This is a genomic window from Kitasatospora sp. MBT63 (assembly GCF_000710465.2).
Lineage (GTDB): Bacteria > Actinomycetota > Actinomycetes > Streptomycetales > Streptomycetaceae > Kitasatospora.
This window is the reverse complement of sequence record NZ_JAIZ01000748.1, coordinates 32,317-52,541: the sequence shown is the minus strand read 5'-3', so window position 1 is coordinate 52,541 and position 20,225 is coordinate 32,317. Positions and strand designations below refer to the sequence as shown.

Here is a 20,225-nt window from a genome sequence, read left to right as displayed (position 1 = left end):
TGGCATGGTTCTAACGGCTAGAGCAGCCAGCAACCATTAGAACGTTGGTTGCGTAACCATCCAGGAGCATCCCCATGTCGCGACTTCCGATCATCGAGCCGACCGAGGCGACCGCCCCCGCCGCCGCCCTCCTCTCCACCGTCCGCGCCGCCCTCGGGGTCACCCCGAACATGGCCAAGGTGATGGCCAACAGCCCCGCCGTCCTCAAGGGCTACCTCGAGTTCTCCGGCGCCCTCGGCGGCGGCAGGCTCCCGGCCGCCACCCGCGAGGCCATCGCCCTCGCGGTGGCGCAGGAGAACGCCTGCGACTACTGCCTCTCCGCCCACACCCACATCGCCACCGAGCTCGCCGGGCTCTCCCCGGACGCCGCCGAGCAGGCCCGGCGCGGCGCTTCGGCGGACGCCCGGACCGCCGCCGCACTGGCCCTCGCCGTGACGCTGACCCGCACCCGGGGGGAGCTCGAGGACGCCGACCTGAAGGCCGCCCGCGAGGCCGGACTGACGGACGGCGAGGTGGCCGAGGTGATCGCCAATGTGGCGCTCAACGTCTTCACCAACTACTTCAACAAGGCCGCCGACGTCGACATCGACTGGCCGCACGTCAGCCACCTCGCCTGACCGGCCCGCGGAGGCCGGCCGGACCCCCGGCCGGCCCCCGCCCCCGCCTTCGCGGGGCGGTCCGGTGCCACCCGAGCTCCCGTCAGGAGAGGCACCCGGCAACCCTGTTGTACGGTCGGACCGTGACCGGATCCGCAGTGGTGCGCCTCGCGACCTTCAACGTCCTGCACGGGCGGCAGCTCCTCGCCAGCGGCCGCCCGGCGCCGACCACGGGCCCGGACACCCCCACCGTGCGGCCGCTCGTCGACGCCGTCGCCGCCCTCGACGCCGACGTGCTGGCGCTGCAGGAACTCGACCGCCACCAGGAGCGGTCGGGTCGGCTCGACCAGGCGCGGGCGGTCGCCGAGGCGACCGGCGCCGCCGACTGGCGCTACGCCTCCGCGTTCCACGCCCGGGCCAGGCCGGGCCGCCGATGGGAACCCGACCGCTCCGAGCCGGGGTTGCGGGTCTACGGCCCGCCGGGCACGGGGCACGACGGGGAGGTGCCCTCGCACGGCATCGCGCTGCTGTCCCGCCTGCCGGTCCTGGAGTGGCGGGCCCGACGGTTCGCCGCGCCCCCGGTCGCCCTGCCGCTGCCGGTGGCCGGCCGGGCGGGGCTCACGGTGATCCGCGACCATCCGCGCGCGGCACTGGCCGCCGTACTGGAGGGCAGGCGCGGCCCGTTCACGGCGGTGGCGCTGCACCTGTCGTTCGTCCCGGGCTGGAACGTGCGCCAACTGCTCGCCGTGCACGGCTGGATCGCCGACCTGCCCCGGCCGCACATCCTGCTGGGCGACCTCAACCTCGCCGGCGCGCTCCCGGCGGCGACGCTCGGCGCGGCAGACCTGCTCTCCCCGTCGCCCCGGTCGGGCTGGCGCGACCTGGCCCGGGTCCCGACCTTCCCGTCGCACCGCCCACGGGTGCAACTCGACCACATCCTCGCGACCGGACCCGGCCCGCACCGGCCGGAGGCGATACGGGCGCCCAGGACACCGATCTCGGACCACCGGCCCCTGGTCCTCGACCTGCCGCTGTGACCCCACCGGCCCACGCCGGGACGCCCCCGCGTCCTTGAGCATGCGGGCCAACGGCAGTGCGAAGCGCTCGGCCCGGCCGTCCGCCGTCCGGACCTGCCCGGTTCCCGCGACCGGTTGCCAGGTGGTCGTCCTGGACCCGGGAACTCAGAAGTGCAGGGCGCCGATCTCGCGGACGGTCCGGGCGAGGGCCCGGACCAGCTCGCTCTCGCCGTCGCGGCGCCACACCAGGGCGTACGGCATCGTCCCCATCTCGGGAATGGGGAGGAAGCGCACGTGGGACATGGACCAGTACCGGGTGACGTGCGAGGGAAAGGGGTGGACGATCTCGCCGGTGGTGACGAGATGGATCAGCTCGTCCGCGTTGGTGACCTCCTCGACGCGTTCGATGGTCCTGCCCCGGGGTGTGTAGAACCCCAGGTAGGCGTCCTCCCAGTAGTCGGGCATGGCGGGGGCCATGGCGTGGGCGAAGTCGGCGAGCGCCTCGTGCGGAACGGCGTCGTGACTTGCGAGCTCGTGATCCGCGGCGACGGCCAGTACGCGGGGGTCGTGGAAGAGGACCGGGCCGACGGTGACATCGGGCTCGTCCACCGGCAGCCAGGTGACGAAGACGTCCATGTCGCCGTCACGGAGCCTGGCGAACGGCTCGACGTACGGTGCCCTGCGCACCTGCAGCTCCCACTCGGGGTGGCGGGACCGGAACGCCTCCCAGTAGCGGTGCAGGTCGGGCACGTTGAAGGGCATCATGCCCACCCGCAGGCGTGCGGTCCTGCCGCGGGCAGCCAACCGGGCCCGTTCGAGGCTGTCCCGCAGCTGCGCGTGGACCGGCCCCAGATCCGCGCGCAGCTGACTGCCGAGCGGGGTCAGGCGGATCCGGCGGCGATTGGAGCGGTCGAACAGCAGACCGCCGAGCTGCCGCTCCTGACGGCCGATCACCTGACTGACGCGTGCCTGGGTGAGGTGCAGCCGGGCGGCCGCCCGGCCGAAGTGCAGCTCCTCCGCCAGTGTCAGAAAGACCTCGATCTCGCGCATCTCCATGTGCCGCCGACCCCCGTCATAAGCCTGATTTATCGGATCCTACTGATCTTGGGCGTTGATGGCCGTGGCGTCCGCCTGAAGGATCGTCAGCACAACGAATCCCTACCGGACCGGAGTGCCATGACCGTCGTCGACGCCCGGAAGCCACCCACCCCGTCCGAAAGCGATCGGGTGCCCCTCAGGAGCTGGCTCGCCGTCGCCACCATGGCGGTCGGGACGTTCGCCCTGGTGACCGTCGAGTCACTGCCGGTGGGGCTGCTCCCGTTCATCGGAGGAACTCTCCACGTCTCCGAGGGCACCGCAGGCCTGATGGTCACCGTCCCCGGCCTGGTCGCCTCCGCCACGGCGCCGCTGCTGCCGGTGGCGATCGGACGGCTCGACCGGCGGGTCGCACTGATCGGCCTGATCACCCTGATGGTCCTGGCCAACGGACTGTCGGCCGTGGCACCCGACTTCACCATCCTGCTGGGCGCGCGCTTCCTCATCGGGATCAGCATCGGCGGCTTCTGGTCGCTCGCCGCCGGCCTCGCCGTGCGGCTCGTACCGGATCGCTCCGTCCCCCGGGCCGTCTCGGTGGTCTTCGGCGGCGCCACGGCGGCCAACGTCCTCGGCGTACCGGCCGGGACGCTGATCGGCGGTCTCGCGGACTGGCGCACCGCGTTCGTGGCCGCGGGCGCACTGGGCCTCCTCGTGCTGGTCGGCCTGCTCCTCCTGCTGCCCCCGATGCCTGCCCAGCAGGTCGTTCGGCTGCGCACGCTGCCGCAGCAGTTCCGCCACCCCGTGGTACGCGCCGGCGTCATCGCCACGTTCCTCCTGGTCGGCGGCCACTTCGCCGCCTTCACCTTCGTCAGCCCGATCCTGCGGACCGTTTCAGGGATCGGCGAGGGCGCGATCGGCCCGCTCCTGCTCGGCTTCGGCGTCGCCGGAATCCTCGGCAACTTCCTCGCCGGTGCGGCCGCGGAGCGGAACGTCCGCGCGACCGTCGTCACCATCAGCGTCCTGCTCACCGCGATCCTCGCGGTCTTCCCCCTCGCCGGCCGCACCCCGGTCGGCGGAACCCTGCTGCTCCTGGGCTGGGGGCTGGCCTTCGGCGGTGTGCCGGTCGCCGTCCAGACGTGGATCCTCAAGGCGGCGCCCGACTCGGCGGAGGCCGCCACCGCCCTGAACACCTCGGTCTACAACCTGGCCATCGCCCTCGGGGCCCTCCTCGGAGGGATCGTCGCCACCAACCTCAGCACCAACGGTGTCCTGACGACCGGCGCCCTCTTCACCCTCCTCACCGCCCTGGCCGTCCGCAGCGCACGCCGCGGCCGAGCAGCTGGCCGAACCCTCCCGGCCACCCCCATTCCCACGACCTCTCCCGGACAGGAGCACCGCACATGAGCACCACGGCCGGATCCACGAGCCGCGTCTGGTTCATCACCGGCGCCAGCCGCGGTCTCGGCCGCGCCTTCGCCGAGGCAGCCCTGACGGCCGGCGACCGCACCGTGGTCGCCGCCCGCACCACGACCGCGCTGAACGAGCTCGCAAGCGCCCACCCCGGCCGGGTCCTGCCCCTGACGCTGGACGTGACCGACCGGGACGCCGTGTTCGCCGCCGTCGCCGAGGCGGTCGGCCACTTCGGACGGCTCGACATCGTCGTCAACAACGCCGGAATGCTCCCGATGGGCATGGTCGAGGAGTTCACCGAAGCCGAGGCGCGCGCCCAACTGGACGTCAACTTCTTCGGCGCACTCTGGGTGAGCCAGGCCGTGATGCCCGTGCTGCGCGAACAGCGCTCCGGCCATCTCGTGCAGGTCTCCAGCATCGCCGCCCTGGGCGGCTTTCCCAGTACCGGCATCTACAGCGCAAGCAAGTTCGCCCTGGAAGGCCTCAGCGAAGCCCTCGCCCTGGAGGCGGCCGGCTTCGGCGTCAAGGTGAGCATCATCCAGCCCGGCGGCTACTGGACCGACCTCTACACCGCAATGCGCAGCACAAGCCACCTGAAGGCGTACGCACCACTCCGGGAGGAGCTGGCCAGGCAGTTCGCCGAGGGCTCGGTCGACAGCGACCCGAAGCTCGCCGCAGCCGCGCTGCTCCAACTGGTCGACAGCGACGAGCCGCCGCTGCGCCTCCTCCTGGGCAGCATGGTCTACGACCTGGCCTTCGACATCGCGCGCACCCGGGCGGACACCTGGGCGGCGTGGGAACACGTCAGCCGCGCCGCGGAACAGGCGATCACCGGCCCGGCCTGACGGCAATCCGCACCGACGGTCGACGGTGGCCGCCGCGCTGATGCTGGGCGTCATGGCCCACGAGCCACCCGTACCCGCCTGATCAGCACCGGACCCGCCGGACCAACCGCTCTTCGCCGCAGCACCGTTGACTCGTCGTGATCACCCAGGGCGCCTTCGGCCCGGCGCCTGTGCGAGGAGCCGGGAAGACCTGCGCACGTCGTCGACCGTCACCGACCCGAACGCAGCCCCGCTCACCCCTAGTTGTTGTCCCCCCTTGTCGTCGAGCAATCGAAGAGGAACAGACGTGAAGGTACTCGTGCTGGGTTCCACCGGCTACATCGGATCCGCCGCGGTGCGGCAGCTGATGGCCGACGGCCATCAGGTGGTCCACTTCGTCAAGGACGCCGAACGGATCGGTCCTGACGCGGCGTCGCGCGTCGGCGATCTGCGCGACCCCGCCTCGCTGCGGGCCGCCGTCACCGACGACATCGACGCCGTGCTGAACCTCGCGACGCCGACCGGCGAGGAGCCGGTGGACGCTGCGGCCGTGGGCGCACTGACCGAAGGGGTGCGCGGCACCGGGCGGGCGTTCGTGTACACCAGCGGTGTCTGGGTGCTCGGCGCCACCGGCGACACCGCCGTCGGCGAGGACGCCGCCACGGACGCGATCACCATCGTCGGCTACCGCCCGCGCATCGAGCAGCGCGTGCTGGCGAGCGCGGCCGAGGACGTGCGCGCCGTGGTGCTGCGGCCCGGCATCGTGTATGGCCACGGCGGCGGCATCCCCGGTCTGATGACCGGCTGGGCGAAGGAGCACGGCAGCGGCCGGTATGTCGGCTCGCCGGCCACCCGCTGGCCGATGGTGCACGTGGACGACCTCGCCGAGCTGTTCGTGCTGGCCCTGACCGGGGCCGAGCCGGGAAGCGTCCTGCACGGCGTGGCCCACGAGGCGGTGCCGGTCGCCGCGCTCGCTGCCGCCGCCGACGTCGCCGCGGGTGGCACCGGCCGGGCCGAGCCCTGGCCGCTGGAGCAGGCCGCCGAGGCCGTGGGCGCCCCGTTCGCCGAGGCCCTGGCGCTGAACCAGGTCGTCTCCGGGTCCCGCGCCGTCACCGAGCTGGGCTGGCGGCCCAGCCGCCCGTACGTCCTCACCGAGCTGACCGGAGGCGACCGTGGCTGACCTCACCGGATCCGCCCTGCCCATCTGCCGCACCTGCGGCACCCAGTACGCCGCCGCCCGTCCCGACTGCCCGGTCTGCCTGGACGAACGCCAGTACGTCGGGGCCGACGGCCAGCAGTGGACCAGCCTCGCCGAACTGCGGGGCGAGGGCCACGAGATGCGCTTCGAGGAGCAGGGCCCGGACGTGCTCGGCATCGGCTGCACCCCCGCCTTCGCCATCGGCCAGCGGGCCCTGCTGCTGCGCACGGCCGCCGGCAACGTGCTGTGGGACTGCGTGCCCTACCTCGACGACGCGGTGATCCGCGAAGTGGCGCAGGCCGGCGGGATCGACGCGATCGTCATCAGCCACCCGCACTTCTACTCCGCCATGGTCGAGTGGGCCCACACCTTCGACGCTCCGGTGTACCTGCACGAGGCCGACCGGCAGTGGGTCGGCCGCCCCGACCCCGCCCTGCGCTTCTGGAGCGGACGGACCCACCGGCTGACCGACGACCTGACGCTGATCAACCCCGGCATCCACTTCCCGGGCAGCACGGTGATGCACTGGAGCTCCGGGGCGGGGGCGCTGTTCAGCGGCGATGTGGTCAACGTCTGCCCGGACCGCCGCTGGGTCACGATCATGTACAGCTACGCCAACCACATCCCGGAGCGGCCCGACGCCGTCCGCGCCGCCGGAGAACTGCTCGCCGGCTACCGCTTCGAGCGGATCTACGGAGCATGGTGGGACCGCGTCGTCACCAGCGACGGCAACGAAGTCCTCGCCCGGTCGGTCGACCGCTACCTGCGCTTCGAACTGGGACTGGAGACGGAGGCCCGCCCATGACGACGACGGAACGGATCCGCTGAACGCCGGTGGGGCGGGCCCGGCCGGCTGCTGCCGGAACTCAGCGGTGCTCAGGGGTTCTCCGAGTCGAAGCGGCAGCCGGCGTCCCACCAGCTCGCCGCTGGAGGTCGAGGGCGAGACAGCGAAGCGGAACCCACGCCACCGAGCACTCGAGTGGGACTTCGAGATCCCCTTGCTTCAGGGGACGGAAGGTCGTCGCCGGTAGCGGCTGCGACGCGTCAGCCGGGCAGCTCTCACCCGTCCGTCTCATGCCGTCGGCCGCCACTGTGTGCTCGATGCAGGCCGCCTGAGGTTCGGCCCGATGCACGGCGAGGAGGTACTCGCGGTCACCACAGCCGCGGCTGCTTCAGGTCGTCCAACGCCCGGCGTGCGGCGAGTGCGCGCACCAGCGGATCGCCGAAGCCGAGGAGCTCGATCACGTCCTCGAGCCGCTCTTCCAGCAGGGGCTCGAGGGCGTCGAAGTGCCCGGCCAGGACCAGCGCCTGCATGAGGAGGGCCACCGACTTCTTGGTCCGGTCGTCGGACCGGCCCAGGTACCGGTCTGCTGCGTCGAGCGTCTCCCTGGCCGCCTCGACCGCGTCGTCCCACCGTTCCTGCCGGAAGTGGACGATCGCCAGCAGCCGTCGAGTTGCGACCACGGCAGGATGGCCGGCGCCGAGGGCAGCCTCGCCACGTTCGAGCAGCTGCCGGACCTCCGGTTCGACCGCCTCCGAGTCCACCTCCGGGTCCTCGTCGGCCAGCAGCAGCGCGTGCCATCGACCCAGCTCGTCGAAGACCACCTCCCCGGTGAGCTCCTCCACCGACCGGGCCTGCTCCGGCTCCTCCGGTTCGATCGCCGGACCGCCCTGAGCGCCCTGAGCGCTCTTCAACCGCGTCCTCACCAGGACGGTGTCGGGGTCGTCCGGTCCCAGAGCCGACTCGAACTCCGGGAGAAGCGCTGCCCACACGCGTGCGGCCTCGTCCCGGCGACCCGCCCACTCGTGGATAACTCCGATGTTGTTCCGGGCACTCAGGGTGTCGCGGTGCGTTGCTCCCAGGCTCGCCGTCCGGTCGGCGACGATCCGTTCGACGACCTCCATTGCCCGTCGGTGGTCACCCGACTCGAGGAGGGTCTCGCCCAGCCCGGTCTCCAGGTCCGACACCAACGGATGCCCGGCGCCGCTGATCTCCACCTGGACGGCGATGAGGCCCTCCCAGATCCGGGTGGCACGCTGGTACTGCCCCACCTCGCGACAGGCGTGCGCGAGCCTGCTCCTGCTCAGCCGGCTGGCCGTTGAGCCCGGTGGGAACCGCAGCTCGGTCACCTCGTTGACGCGCTCGCACAGGGGCAAGGCGGCACGCCACAGCCCGCTTTCGAACAGCAGGTCGAGCATCCGTTCGATGAGACGGACGATGTTCGTACCGTGGTCCTCGGCCCTCGTGTAGCCGACCCAGGCGGAAAGGTGCGGGGCGAGTGTGATGCAGCGCGCGGTCGCGCCCGGAGCCCCGGGGTCGCCGAGGTATCCGGCGATGCCTGCGATCGCGGTGAACTGCCACCGCTCACCGAGGAATCGGCGGAACTTCTGCTGGACCCGGGGCGCGACGGAGCAGGTGCCGTCCGGACCTCTCGTCACCAGCCCGGCCCTGACGAGCGCTGCCAGGTCCGCATCGCGATCCGGCGTCGACGGGAGCAGCTCGACCGGAATGCGGTCGGGCGCCAACCAGGCGGTGGTCGCGAGGACGGGGAACGCCGTCCCGGGGAGTGATCCGAAGTCGAAGTCGCCCACCCCGATCACGCCCCGGTGTGCACGAACGAGGCCCAGACCGTCGGCGTCGCGGGACAGCGCTCGCGCAATCGGCGGACGGCGAGGTGCAGCGCGTGGGCGGAGGTCTCGACCCGGAGTTCCCGACCGCCCTCATCCGTGAGGTGGGAGTAGAAGGTGTCGAAGATCTCCCCGGCCGTCGCATCGCTGACCGGCCAGAGCGCACCGATGACATGGCGGAATCCAGCGAGTTGCAGGGCGCCGGTCAGGTGCAGTTCTTCGTCGGTCAGGTCCGAGCCGGTCTCGGCGGTACTGCAGGCCGACAACACCGCCAGCTCGCGGCCGGCCAGCTGGAGCGCGGCGAGCTCGGCCATCGTCAGCGGGTTCTGCTCGTGGTCGGCGAGCAGGAGTCGACTCATGCCCGGTGAGTGGATGTCGGTCACCGCGTGGCAGGCCAGGTGGACGTTCGCGTGGCCTTCCAGCGCCGCCAGGAAGGCCTGCTTCGTCGCCTGGGTCCCGGCCAGCAGGCTCGCGTCGGGCAGCCAGTGCCGGATCGCGGCGACCTCCGTGTCGACGCCGCGCAGCGCGACGGTAGCGGGGGCCTGCGCCTGCGCGACGATCACCGTCCGGCTCGGGCCGGTGCTCTCCGGCATCTGCCGTACGAAGTGCAGGGCGCGCAGACTCGTCGTGTAGGAGGAGACCACCCGGTCGAGCACGCCGTCCGCGGTCCCGTTGCCGGCCGCGTGCCAGGGCAGGTGGCTCAGGAATCCGAGCGGGCACCACCACATCCGCGGCCAGTCGCCGCCCTGGGACACGGGTTCCAGCCCGAGGTCGGCGAGGATCGGCTCGGCGGCGGCCGTCCAGAGCCACTCCAACGTGTCACGTACCGCTGCCTGTGCCTGGAGGCGGACCCGGAGGGTGTAGGTGTCCGTCAGCGCGTAGCGCCGGGCCGTCAGGAAGGTCAGCACCCGTTCCTGCGTCGGCCCGTGGGCCAGTTCGGGCAGTTCGAGGATGCGGACGGGCCGGTCGGAGTCGGAGGTGACCAGGACGGCGTACCCCTTTTCGTCGCCGGTGGCGATCAGGGCGATCGGGCCCTGTGCCGCCGCGCCGGCGAGGGAGTGCTGCGCGTCCGGTGCGGCCGTGGCGTGCAGGTGCCGCCAGCGGTCCATCAGCCTTCGCCGTTCCTGCGCAATGTCCCGTTCCAACTCGCGACGCCGGGAACTCGTCCCTGTCGCACTGTCGCGAAGATCGAGGGCCCGCAACGCGGCGGTCAGCTGCAGCAGTTCGGCGGTCTGTGACGGGTCTGCCCCGGATGCACCCGGGTGGACGGTCATGACGTCCTGCGACAGCAGGCCGCGGCTTCGCTCGATCAGCTCCACCGTCCGCACCGGGTCCTCGGCCGCGATCCCGGCCTCGATCAGCTGCCCGGTGAACCCGCGGTAGCGGCGCAGAACGTTCTCACGGTCGGCCCGGAGCGGACCGGAAGCGACGTTCAGCCGACGGAGGTCGATCATCTCCGCCAGGTCGTCCAAGGTCCGGCCGGCTGTCGGCGCCGACAGCCGGCTGCGCAGCACCGCCGCGGTCGTCCTGACGTCGAGCCGGGCGTACGGCGAGGCGATCACCCGGTCGAACCCGGCGCGCGCCTCCAGGGCATGGCTCGGGTCCTTGGTGACCGTTGCCAGGTTTCCCAACGCCGTGGCGCGTTCCAGTTCCGCGGCGACCAGGGTCCCGGGCATGGCGACGTCGGCACGGGCCAGCACCTGCTCGGCGAGTCCGATCGCCTCCTGGAGCCGTTCGACGTCGCCCGTGGCCACGCCCCGCAGGACCTGGACACGAGCCAGCTCGCACAGCACCATCGGCTCCTCCGGGCCGCCGGGTGGCGCCAGCGTCCGCGCCTGTTCGCCGTACTCGACGGCCTCGTCGATCGCCGCCGACCGGTGCGGGGAGCGGCGGAAGATGTCGCCCAGAACCCTGGTCAGCAGATGCAGGATCGCCACTCGCTGCGCCCCCGGGAGGTCCGGGAACTCATTGGCCCGCTTGAGGGAGGTGAGCGCTTCCTCCAGCAACTCCGGGCTCCGGCGGCGGCCGCCGTCGTAATGAACGGCTTTCGCATGGCTCAGGTAGGCCCCCGCGGCGATCACGCCATCGGCGTCGTTGACGACCTCGATCGCGAGCCTGCTCTCATGGACCGCCTCGTGCAGTGCTTCCAGGTCGTCGGTCAGCTCGTAGACGGTCCGGTGAGCCTCCGAAAGGGCGATCCTGACGAGTCCCGCCCTCGCCGGATCCGATTGCGCCATGAACTCGACAGCGGTGCGTGCCAGCGCGACCGCCTCCCGCGCCGGTTCCGGGTCGTGGGTCTGCTGGGCAAGCTTGCCCAGCCCGGCCGCCAGGTAGATCCTCGCCAAAGTCTGTGTGCCGCCGCCCTCCGCCACGGTCAGCAGGCGCCGGCTCAGTCCGACGGCCCGACGGAGCCCGTCGGTGTCACTCTCCTCGGCCAGATCCTCCAGTGCCGCCTCGCAGAGGACCAGGAGCACGGCGGTTTCGGTCGGGCGGTGCGGCGGCGACGAGGCCAGGAGCTCGTGGCAGCGTGCCACGGCGGCGGCCCGCTCGTCCCGGCCGGAAGCCAGAAGTCTCGTCAGCACGGCCGACAGATGCCCGACCGCCAGGCTCTTCAACTCCTCCGGAAGGTCTCCGTACAGGTCGAGTGCCTTGAGCAGTGGCCGGACCTCATCAACCAGCAGGCCTAGCTGCATCAACGCATTCATCAGGGCGAAGCGGTGGTCCACCCCTCCCGAAGCCGTCGCGCGCAGCCTGTCGCGCCCCGCCAAGTCGTACATCGCTGTGTCATGGTGGTGGTCCATCAGCGAACGGTCGGCCTCCTCGGGGCGCATACGGACGTGCACGATGCCGCCCACGTCGACAGCCCGCACGCAGACGTCCCGCTCGTGAGTTGCTGCGCGCAGGACACTCAGGACGACGAGGAGTTGCTTGAGCACCCTGGTCAGCTCGGGATGGTCCGGAGAGGCAGCCACGAGGGCCAGCTCGAGAATGTCGACGGCGAGCCTCAGGGTGGCGAGGTCACCCGTGTCGGCGTAGCTCAGGAGCGGCCCGCCGTGCAGCTCCAGCCAGACAGTGGGATCGGTGACGAACCCGGTCTGCTGGGAGAAGGTCGCCAGGGGGTCGTGACCGGCCCGGTAGACGCGGCTCATCTGCTCGGGGACGAGATGCGGTGTCGCGGCGTAGACCGGTCCGAACAACTGGCCTGCGATCTCCAACTCCAGCATGTCCTGTCCGGGAGGTCCGACCAGGCTGCGCTCCAGGAACATTCCGGCGGAGAGCCCGATGGCCTGCAGATCGAACTGTCCCTTTCGGCGATGCCCCAGAAGTGCCACCACCTCAGCCAACGCGTCCATCGACAGCAGCATCTCCCGGCCCGAACCGCCCCGGGCAGCGCCCAGTCTCGCGAAGACCCTCGCCACCAACTCGTCACGCATCCGACCGCCCCCAGTCCCCACCGCAGGCACCAACTACCGCTGCTTTAGCCTAAACTGATGGTATGCCAGATACCCCGACGGGCCGACGCTCGAACGACGCGCTGACCGAACTCGCCGAGCGGGTGGAGAAGCTCTGCCGGGTGTACGGCCGCAATGATCAACTGGCCGACCTGTTGACGGCGGCCGGCGCAGACGACCTCCTCCGACAGGTGATCGAACTGATGGCCTCGGGAGACCGCCCGTTGGACGGGATGACGGACCTCCTCGACCAGCTCGACGCGGCGGCGACCAACTTCGGTCTTCACGGTCTGACCCGGCCGGACCGGACGTGGAGCCCGCTGCCGGGGGTCCGGACCCCTCGTGCGGCGCCGCCGCTGCGGGTCTGCCCGCTCCGCTGGTGCACCCGCGCCGAGGAGAGCGCGGCCAGCTGCGCCCTGGTCGACCGCCCTCTCACCCTCCTGCCGTGACACCGTGACCACACTGCTCCTGGGAATCTCCAATAAGGCCGCCGAGCGCTGGGCCGCGCTGCTGCTCGGCCCCGGCCTGCTCTTCGTCATGTGCCTGGTGATCGCGCGACACTCGGGCTTCCGGCACGCGGTGGACCTCCGGTACCTCCGCACCTACCTGAACGCGTTCGCCGGCGCGCGGGCAGACCAGCAGCCGGCCGAGCTCCTCACCGCCCTACTGCTAGTGACCGCCCTCGCAACCGCCGCCGGGGCAGCTGCGGCCTCGGCGGGCCGGACCTTCGAGCGGGCCTGGATCCCGGACCGGCCGCACTGGTACGTCACGGTGCTCACCCATCGGCGCATCCGTCGCTGGACCACCCTCACCCGCGCCATCCAGGAGGCTCGTGACCAGCGCGTTCACGATCACCTCCACGGGACGACGCCGAACCGCCGTCGTCCGACCGAAGCCCGACTGCTCGAGCAGCAGGAGCGGCGCTTCCCGGACGGCCCACCGGACCGGCCGACCTGGACGGCCCAGCGCATGGCCACCGCCGCCGGTCGGGTCCGGCAACGCTACGGCGTCGAACTCGCCGAGATCTGGCCGCACATCTGGGCGGTTGCCGACAGCGAGGCCCGCAAGGACATCCAGGGTGTCCGGGACGGCTACGCGGACGCCGGCCGGCTCGCCGCCTGGGGAACGGCCTACCTGCTCGTCACCGTCTCCACCGGCTGGTGGCCGGCCTCCGTCATCGGCGCCGTCCTCGTCAGCACGGCCGTACTGCGGGCACGCGCCGCGATCGACGCACTCGCCACCCTCGCCGAGGCCGCGGTCGACCTCAACATCCGCAAGGTCGCGGAGCAGCTGGGAATCGCATGCCAGGCCGGGTTCGACGTGACGGCGGCAACCTCCCTCAACGCCGTCCTGCGCCCGCGACCGTCGATCACGCCCTGAACCGGCCGGTCCTGTTTCCTTACGGAACCCGGACGAGGAGCGGCCGGCGCGTGCACAGGAATACGGCGGCCTCGTAGGTTGTCAGTAGCAGCGAAAGCCGATGTCCGTCACTGAGGGAGTGGAACCATGGCGACCGAGAAGGCCATCCTCGCCGGGGGTTGTTTCTGGGGCATGGAGGAGCTCTTCCGCCGCCAGCCCGGGGTGGTGTCCACCCGCGTGGGCTACACCGGTGGCGACGTCCCGAACGCTACCTACCGCAACCACGGCAACCACGCCGAGGCCATCGAGGTGGTCTACGACCCGGCCCGGACCGACTTCCGGGCCCTGCTCGAGTTCTTCTTCCAGGTCCACGACCCGTCGACCAAGGACCGCCAGGGCAACGACATCGGCGCCAGCTACCGCTCGGCGATCTACTACCTCACCGATGAGCAGAAGCGAGTCGCCGAGGACACCATCGCCGACGTCGACGCCTCGGGCCTGTGGCCGGGCAAGGTCGTCACCGAGGTCACCCCGGCCGGGCCCTTTTGGGAGGCCGAGCCCGAGCACCAGGACTACCTGCAGAAATTCCCCAACGGCTACACCTGCCACTTCCCCCGCCCGGGCTGGAAGCTTCCCCGCCGCGCCGACGCCTAGGGAAGCCCTGGCCTCGGCCGGACCGGGGTCCGCTCGAGGTCGTCGGCCGCGCCGAACTCAGCGGTGCTCAGGGTTCTCCGAGTCGAAGCGGCAGCCGGCGTCCCACCCGGAGCGCTGGTTGCCGTACGCCGGGATGCCGCCCGCGTCCTTGAGCATGCGGGCCAGGTGGAGCAGGTTCCAGGTCATGAAGGTGGTGTTGCGGTTGGTGAAGTCGTTCTCCGGCCCGCCGGAGCCCGGGTCGAGGTAGGACGGGCCCGGACCGGCCGCACCGATCCAGCCCGCGTCGGCCTGCGGCGGGACGACGTACCCCAGGTGCTGCAGGCTGTAGAGCACGTTCATCGCGCAGTGTTTCACCCCGTCCTCGTTCCCGGTGATCAGACAGCCGCCGACCCGCCCGTAGTAGGCGTACTGCCCGGCGTCGTTCAGCAGGCTCGAACAGGAGTAGAGCCGCTCGATGACCTGCTTCATCACCGAACTGTTGTCGCCCAGCCAGATCGGCCCGGCCAGCACCAGGATGTCGGCGGCCATGACGCTCGAGTAGAGGACCGGCCACTCGTCGGTCTCCCAGCCGTGCTCGGTCATGTCCGGCCAGACACCGGTCGCGATGTCGACGTCCACCGCCCGGACGGTCTCGACCTGCACGCCCTGGCGCTCCATGATGCCGGCGCTGAGGTCGATCAGCCCCTGGGTGTGGCTCCGCTCCGGCGAGCGCTTCAGCGTGCAGTTGATCACCATGGCCCGCAGGTCGTCGTAGCGGGCCGGCGGGCCACCGGGGGAGACGGGTGGAACGGTCACGAGAACTCCTCGAACGTCAGTCGCACGTCACTTGTAGGGGAAGAAGCCGCGGCGGTCGCCGCCGTCCCAGGCCTCCCGCAGGCCCGGTGCGGACAGGTCCCAGTCGGGCCGGATCTCGCGGGTCACCTCGCGCAGGTCGCGGCGCAGGTCCTCGACCGACGGCCGGCCCCAGTACCAGTAGCCGTTGTAGACGCTGTGGATGACCAGCCCCGGCTTGAGCACCAGGGTGTGCGGGACCATCGGATCGTGGTGCGGGTCGGTGTACTCCTGGATGTCCAGGTCCTTCTGGACCTTGCGCCCGGCGTCGGAGAGGAAGGTCCACCGGGCCCCGACCGAGTCGCGGAACTCCGCCAGCTCCAGGATGCCGTCGGTCGAGATGGTGACCACCTGGGTGTAGGCCACGGCGATCTCGGGATAGTGCGCCGCCAGCTGCTGGTGCTGCTGGTGTTCCTTGGGGCAGTAGTGGCCCCGCGAGAGGAGGAGCACCATCGGATCCGTCCCCTGGAGGTCACTCAGCCTGCGCCTGGTCCTGGCGTGGTCGGTCAGCTCGTAGTCGGGGAACACCCCGCCCGGCCTGATGTCCGTACGCATCTTCAGCTCCTCGCTCCGGTCCGTGCGCGTCCTAGCGGCCCGGGTCGTTCGGATGGGGGGACAACGGCGTCACTTCGTCCCGCCGCCACACCCGCAGCGGCATCGACGCGAGCACCTGTTCCAGACGCTCGGCGTCCTCGGCGCTGAACAGGCCCCAGGTCCGCCACTCGCCCGGCGCCAGCGGGGGCCGCCACAGCCGGAGCAGGCTGCCCTGGGCCGCCAGCTCCCGGGCCCGCGCCGCCTCCCGGGCGCGGATCTCGGCCACGGCCTCCTCGGAGGTCCCCTCCGGCACCGTGGTCACCATGTCCACCAGGAACTCCATGCGCTGCTCCTCAACCTTCAGCCTCGCCCCCATGGTGATACTCGCCAAGACCCGCTCCGCGCGCACCTCGACCACCCGGGCTGCAGGCTGGAACAGCCCGCAGCACACCGATGCCACGAGAGAGGTCCCGATGAGCACCACGGCACAGGACGAGGCGGTCGCGCGCAGCGTCCTCGACCCCTGGAAGGCCGCTGTCGACGCCCACGAGCCCCGGCAGGTCGCCGCGCTTTTCACGGAGGACGCGATTTTCCAGGGCCTGCACCCCTACAGCGTCGGACGGCAGGGCGTCGCGGACTACTACGACTCCCAGCCGCTCGGGATGACGGCCGACTACCGGATCCTCGAGACCAGACGGCTCGCCGAGGACCTGATCCTCGCTTACCTGGGCGTCGACTTCTCCTTCGTCGACCGGCCGACCCTGACGGTCCACCTGAGCGTCCTGGTCCGCCGGGACGGCGGCAGCTGGCTCATCGGGCACTACCAGGTGTCCAGGCTCGGCTGAGGCAGGCATCCGGGCCCGGCCCCTTCAAGCCGATCCGGCGCCTGTCCTCCGGGCCCGGGCCCACCCCCATGCCCACGCGACCGCACCCACCAGCAGCGCGGTCCCCAACGCGTACACCGGCAGCCACCGGGTGGTGGTCGCCGCCAGGCAGTCGGCCACGGCCAGACTGCTCTGCTGCTGCTGGGCATGGGTGAGCGCGTCCCCCGCGCCGGCGGCCAGATCCCCCAGCGCGGCCTCGGTCCGCAGACTCTCGTACCGGCCCGACTCCACGCATCCGTCCCGGGTGCCCGGCATCGGGAACAGCCAGTCCCAGCGCTGCATCGCCGGAGCCAGCGCCAGTGCCACGCACAGACCGGCCACCAGCGCGTACGCGGCCAGGCCGCACGCGTACGCGGCCTGCCGGCCCGGTGCCCACAGCGGTACCCGCCCGAAGGACAGGACCACCACCAGCAGCGTCACACCGAGGTAGGTGGAGAACCACTCCCACGCGCCCTGGGACAGCGAGAAGGCCAGCACGACGGCGAGTGCGGTCCCCAGCACACCGGCATTGCCGGTCAGTCGGTCGGCGCCCCCGCCCCCGCCCCCGTCGTCGGCCACAGTGCTCCGGACACCTCTACGGCCGCGCTCGCTCACACGCTCTCTCCTGCCTGCCGCCGGCGCACCAGCCTCCCGCCCCCACCCGCGGCCACCACACCGGTACGGCCCGGACCCCACCCGGCCGGCCCAGCCGACGGCGGTCCGGAACTCTGCGCCCCGACCACCCGCTGACGGCCCGTAGGATGCCGGTCATGGCCTGTCGCATGTCCGAACTGGTGATCGACTGCCGGGATCCGCAGCTTCTGGCGGCGTTCTGGTGCGAGGTGCTGGGCTACACCGTGCTCGGCACCGACGAGGACGGCGCGGTGGAGATCGGGCCGCCGGAAGGGTTCGGCGGGCTGCAGCCGACGCCGGTCCCCAGCCCCGCGGCCGAGCCGAGGCCGGGCAGGCTGCGGCCGCACATCGACGTCAGCCCCACCGACCGTGACCAGGACGCCGAACTCGCGCGCCTGCTGGCAGCCGGGGCGCGCCCGGCCGACGTCGGCCAGAGCGGTGAGGAGAGCTGGCACGTCCTGGCCGACCCGAACACTCCGGACTACCTGTACTGGAGTAGTCCACGGTGTCGACCGCCGCCCTGTCCCGCAAAACCCGGAATCCTGCCCGCCCCACCGACGGGATGGAACCCAACAGCCTGCCCGGCACAGAGGGCACCGTGTTCAGCCAGACCCTGCGAGGGGCCCGAGTAGTTCGACTGTCCGTCCTGACGGACGAGACCACCAGCCCCGAGCGGCAGCGCGACGCCTGCGACATGGTGGCCGGCTCGCGTGGGATCGACTTCGGCGAGGGCGATGCCCTGCGCGAGGCCGTCGACTTGGATGTGAGCGCGTCCAAAGTCGCCCCGTTCGACCGCCCTGCCCTGCGAACCTGGCTCACCGACCCGGACAGCTTCGATGCTGTTGTCTGCTGGCGGTTCGACCGGATCATCCGTCCATGGCGGAGATGCACGATCTTGCCAAGTGGGCGCGCGAGCACCGGAAAATGTTGGTTTTCGCCGAGGGCATCGGCGGCGGCCGTCTGGTCTTCGACTTCCGCAACCCGATCGACCCCATGGCAGAGCTGCAAATGCCCATGCTGGCATTCGCCGCGCAGGTCGGTCACGCAGTCGATCAGTGACCGCGTGACCGGCGCCATGGCGGCCATTCGCAGGATGCCGCTTCGCTGGCGTGGTTCCCGCCCGCCGTACGGCTACATGCCTGCCCCGATGCCCGCGGACCACGGCGGAGTCGGCTGGACGCTGGTTCCCGATCCGGACGCCGTGGCAGTCATCGAGCGCATCGTTCGGGAGCTACTGGAGGGTCAAACCGTCTCCGCCATCACGGCAGGACTCAACGAGGACGGCATCCCGAGCCCGCGCGATCACTGGGCTGTAAAGATGAACCGCGCCAAGGGTGGTAATACCGGCGGCGCCAAGGGCTCCCGCGTCGTCCGCACCGGGTTCAAGTGGACCCCCGCGGTTATCACTCGGATGCTCAAGAACCCGGTGCTACTCGGTTGGAAGATGCACAAGGGGAAGCCCGTCCGGGACGCCCAGGGCGCTCCGATCATGTGCACCGAGACGCCGATCATGACGCGCGAGGAGTTCGACCACGTTGGTGCGCTGTTGGACTCCCGGAGCGTAGAAAACCGCGAGCGAGCGGACACCGATGCGCTTCTGCTGCGGGTGATCCACTGCGCCAACTGCGGCGGGCGCATGTACCTGAACAAGCAGGCGAGAAGTCCTCGGGACTTGTGGTGACGCGGCACACAGTGAGGGCACCCTCGCGTGGTAGTGCAATCACCGGTTCGGTTCACCCGTGAGGCGTCGCCGACAGGCGCAAACTAAGTTGAGGAGATGAGTAATCTGCCAATGCTGACTGTGCAAGATCACCCTGATGACACGCTTGCCTGGCTGGCCCTCGGACACGGTCCCGAAATCCATGACGCACTAAAGGAGATGTCCGAGAGTGCCCAAAATGCTGGCGCATACCTAATTACCGGAGTGCGGATCTCGGCAGTAGGTGGCGGAGGTCCGCCGGGAGGCATCAGTTTCATTGCATATGGAACTGCCCTACAAAAGAAGCCTCCCCGCTAGCTTCGCCACCGAAGAGCAGATGCAGGGAGCACTAAAAGTCTTCCGGACTGGTGGCCACTCGGCGGGCTTCGACGGCAACGAGTCCCAGACGCATCCGGGCTTCCGGCGTGAAGCCGATTACGGTCGCGATCGCCCGTAGTTCCTTCTCGGTTGATTCGACGTACCGCATCGCGGGGTGCTCCACCGGCTGACCGGTGGACCCGACGGCCATCAGGCCGTCATTCTCGACAGTCGCGAGAAGGTGCGCGCGGCGGTCGTGAGGCTCGCAGTACCGCAGGATCACGTACCGGTCCGTCTCCGGGCTGTACGCGCCGCTACCAGCCTGCCAGACGGTCCGCCAGACCTCTTTGCCGACCCGCTTGAGGTGAGCCGGCGCGCGGGGCGCGCGGCCTTCGTAGACCACCGGGGCGGTCTCGTCGGCCGGGCCGTTCGCGTGCCCCGTCGCCATTCCGGGGGCCTTCGAGCGGCTGGACCAGGAGGTTTAGACCCTAGTGGCCGAGGTCCGCGCGCTGCGGGCCGAAAACGCCGAGCTGCAAACACGGATCCGCGAACTACTTGGCCGCCCTTAGCATTTCATCATTCCCCTACGTTAGGGCACCGATGCGGGCATTGATCGCAATTTTGCACCATGTTAGGATTGGCGGTCAGTCCGGATTTGTAGGTCTCCCGAAGGATAACAAGAAGTAGATGGACGAAGCCTGCCACCAAGAGACACATCAGCCCAATAATGCTCCAAAGAGCGTTAGTGGGAGTTGGCTTTCCCGAGTAAAGGGCAAGAAGGCAGGCCGTCCCTCCGCTAAGCGCCCCAAAGAGGGCAGCAAACGGAGCGATCCTTCCAAGGGCCACCAGATATGCCTTGAACTTATTATCCGGGAATCCCGCAAGCTCCCTAAGTGTGCCAAGTGCATCCATGCTAAATAGATACGCCACCAGTAATAGTGGAATTACGGTGGCCGTCGCCAGGTAGTACGCCTCGGTCCCATTCATGGCTGCATTCTATTCGGCATGTAGCTGTTGCAGTTACAGCACTTGCTGCAAATGGGCAGCCCTGGTTAGTCCATCAGGCCTATCCCGCGGTCACGGTCAGCGCCATTGAGAACGGCGCGAACCGTTTCTGGGCGGGGCTCGCGTAGCCGTCCGCTCTCACTCACCTGCCCCGACCGGGCCGATCCGGC

The 20,225-nt window shown here is 70.6% G+C and carries 21 protein-coding genes and 2 pseudogenes; 14 read left to right on the top strand and 9 right to left on the bottom strand.

Features of this window, described 5'->3' with window-relative positions; translation table 11 throughout:
• Positions 1 to 74 precede the first annotated feature (74 nt).
• Both AA75_RS39290 and AA75_RS39285 read left to right on the top strand, forming a co-directional pair.
• Complete coding sequence (locus AA75_RS39290; RefSeq protein ID WP_033825245.1) at positions 75 to 617, top strand: carboxymuconolactone decarboxylase family protein; 543 nt, start codon at positions 75 to 77, stop codon at positions 615 to 617.
• A 122-nt stretch (positions 618 to 739) separates the two neighbouring features.
• Complete coding sequence (locus AA75_RS39285) at positions 740 to 1,633, top strand: endonuclease/exonuclease/phosphatase family protein (protein ID WP_233289388.1); 894 nt, start codon at positions 740 to 742, stop codon at positions 1,631 to 1,633.
• Between the two features lie 144 nt (positions 1,634 to 1,777).
• Here AA75_RS39285 and AA75_RS39280 read toward each other — a convergent pair whose 3' ends face one another.
• Entirely contained in the window at positions 1,778 to 2,662 is an 885-nt protein-coding gene (locus AA75_RS39280; RefSeq protein WP_233289387.1) for a LysR family transcriptional regulator, read from the bottom strand.
• Between the two features lie 177 nt (positions 2,663 to 2,839).
• Here AA75_RS39280 and AA75_RS39275 point away from each other — a divergent pair, with 177 nt between their 5' ends.
• From AA75_RS39275 to AA75_RS39260, 4 genes are all read left to right on the top strand, one after another.
• Positions 2,840 to 4,051 carry an MFS transporter gene (locus AA75_RS39275; protein WP_233289386.1) on the top strand — a complete coding sequence of 404 codons (1,212 nt, stop codon included), beginning with the start codon at positions 2,840 to 2,842 and terminating at the stop codon, positions 4,049 to 4,051.
• A complete protein-coding gene (locus AA75_RS39270) occupies positions 4,048 to 4,902 on the top strand; it encodes an SDR family NAD(P)-dependent oxidoreductase (RefSeq protein ID WP_033825243.1) in 855 nt (284 codons plus the stop codon). The genes AA75_RS39275 and AA75_RS39270 overlap by 4 nt, the downstream gene beginning before the upstream one ends.
• Positions 4,903 to 5,188: 286 nt before the next feature.
• A complete protein-coding gene (locus tag AA75_RS39265) occupies positions 5,189 to 6,061 on the top strand; it encodes an NAD-dependent epimerase/dehydratase family protein (protein WP_033825242.1) in 873 nt (290 codons plus the stop codon).
• The gene (locus AA75_RS39260; RefSeq protein WP_149038650.1) at positions 6,054 to 6,884 is read left to right on the top strand and encodes an MBL fold metallo-hydrolase; all 831 of its coding nucleotides are present in this window, start codon (positions 6,054 to 6,056) and stop codon (positions 6,882 to 6,884) included. The genes AA75_RS39265 and AA75_RS39260 overlap by 8 nt, the downstream gene beginning before the upstream one ends.
• Before the next feature lie 347 nt (positions 6,885 to 7,231).
• Here AA75_RS39260 and AA75_RS39255 read toward each other — a convergent pair whose 3' ends face one another.
• Entirely contained in the window at positions 7,232 to 8,680 is a 1,449-nt protein-coding gene (locus AA75_RS39255; RefSeq protein ID WP_033825241.1) for a tetratricopeptide repeat protein, read from the bottom strand.
• Complete coding sequence (locus AA75_RS39250) at positions 8,677 to 12,060, bottom strand: CHAT domain-containing protein (RefSeq protein ID WP_199520525.1); 3,384 nt, start codon at positions 12,058 to 12,060, stop codon at positions 8,677 to 8,679. The genes AA75_RS39255 and AA75_RS39250 overlap by 4 nt, the downstream gene beginning before the upstream one ends.
• A gap of 143 nt (positions 12,061 to 12,203) precedes the next feature.
• On the opposite strand from AA75_RS39250, the gene AA75_RS39245 reads away from it, so the two are divergent.
• The 3 genes from AA75_RS39245 (at position 12,204) to msrA (ending at position 14,172) form a co-directional block, all read left to right on the top strand.
• Positions 12,204 to 12,608, top strand: a complete 405-nt coding sequence (locus tag AA75_RS39245) for a hypothetical protein (protein ID WP_033825239.1) — start codon at positions 12,204 to 12,206, stop codon at positions 12,606 to 12,608.
• 4 nt (positions 12,609 to 12,612) lie between these two features.
• On the top strand, positions 12,613 to 13,539 hold the full coding sequence (locus AA75_RS39240) for a hypothetical protein (protein ID WP_033825238.1): 927 nt from the start codon (positions 12,613 to 12,615) through the stop codon (positions 13,537 to 13,539).
• Positions 13,540 to 13,665: 126 nt separating this feature from the next.
• Entirely contained in the window at positions 13,666 to 14,172 is a 507-nt protein-coding gene (gene msrA / locus AA75_RS39235; RefSeq protein WP_033825237.1) for a peptide-methionine (S)-S-oxide reductase MsrA, read from the top strand.
• 57 nt (positions 14,173 to 14,229) lie between these two features.
• Here msrA and AA75_RS39230 read toward each other — a convergent pair whose 3' ends face one another.
• The 3 genes from AA75_RS39230 to AA75_RS39220 form a co-directional block, all read right to left on the bottom strand.
• On the bottom strand, positions 14,230 to 14,907 hold the full coding sequence (locus tag AA75_RS39230; protein WP_051814183.1) for a flavodoxin family protein: 678 nt from the start codon (positions 14,905 to 14,907) through the stop codon (positions 14,230 to 14,232).
• An 87-nt stretch (positions 14,908 to 14,994) separates the two neighbouring features.
• The gene (locus AA75_RS39225) at positions 14,995 to 15,558 is read right to left on the bottom strand and encodes a peroxiredoxin (RefSeq protein ID WP_199520524.1); all 564 of its coding nucleotides are present in this window, start codon (positions 15,556 to 15,558) and stop codon (positions 14,995 to 14,997) included.
• 31 nt (positions 15,559 to 15,589) lie between these two features.
• Entirely contained in the window at positions 15,590 to 15,880 is a 291-nt protein-coding gene (locus AA75_RS39220) for a muconolactone Delta-isomerase family protein (RefSeq protein WP_033825235.1), read from the bottom strand.
• Between the two features lie 130 nt (positions 15,881 to 16,010).
• Here AA75_RS39220 and AA75_RS39215 point away from each other — a divergent pair, with 130 nt between their 5' ends.
• Entirely contained in the window at positions 16,011 to 16,382 is a 372-nt protein-coding gene (locus AA75_RS39215; RefSeq protein ID WP_033825263.1) for a hypothetical protein, read from the top strand.
• A gap of 24 nt (positions 16,383 to 16,406) precedes the next feature.
• Here the strand turns inward: AA75_RS39215 and AA75_RS39210 are convergent, their stop codons facing one another.
• Positions 16,407 to 16,979: a hypothetical protein gene (locus AA75_RS39210; protein WP_233289385.1), complete on the bottom strand. Its 573-nt coding sequence runs from the start codon at positions 16,977 to 16,979 to the stop codon at positions 16,407 to 16,409.
• Between the two features lie 191 nt (positions 16,980 to 17,170).
• Here AA75_RS39210 and AA75_RS39205 point away from each other — a divergent pair.
• From AA75_RS39205 to AA75_RS53015, 4 genes and pseudogenes are all read left to right on the top strand, one after another.
• A pseudogene (locus tag AA75_RS39205) lies at positions 17,171 to 17,503 on the top strand (VOC family protein); the annotation flags it as partial.
• A gap of 92 nt (positions 17,504 to 17,595) precedes the next feature.
• A pseudogene (locus AA75_RS53025) lies at positions 17,596 to 17,850 on the top strand (hypothetical protein); the annotation flags it as partial.
• A 59-nt stretch (positions 17,851 to 17,909) separates the two neighbouring features.
• Complete coding sequence (locus AA75_RS53020; protein ID WP_233289394.1) at positions 17,910 to 18,092, top strand: hypothetical protein; 183 nt, start codon at positions 17,910 to 17,912, stop codon at positions 18,090 to 18,092.
• Positions 18,093 to 18,180: 88 nt separating this feature from the next.
• Entirely contained in the window at positions 18,181 to 18,714 is a 534-nt protein-coding gene (locus AA75_RS53015; protein ID WP_233289393.1) for a recombinase family protein, read from the top strand.
• Positions 18,715 to 19,081: 367 nt separating this feature from the next.
• On the opposite strand, the gene AA75_RS39195 is transcribed toward AA75_RS53015, so the two are convergent.
• Positions 19,082 to 19,498, bottom strand: a complete 417-nt coding sequence (locus tag AA75_RS39195) for a phage terminase small subunit P27 family (protein ID WP_033825234.1) — start codon at positions 19,496 to 19,498, stop codon at positions 19,082 to 19,084.
• A gap of 128 nt (positions 19,499 to 19,626) precedes the next feature.
• The gene (locus AA75_RS48660) at positions 19,627 to 20,037 is read right to left on the bottom strand and encodes a hypothetical protein (RefSeq protein WP_149038648.1); all 411 of its coding nucleotides are present in this window, start codon (positions 20,035 to 20,037) and stop codon (positions 19,627 to 19,629) included.
• Positions 20,038 to 20,225: the final 188 nt, after the last annotated feature.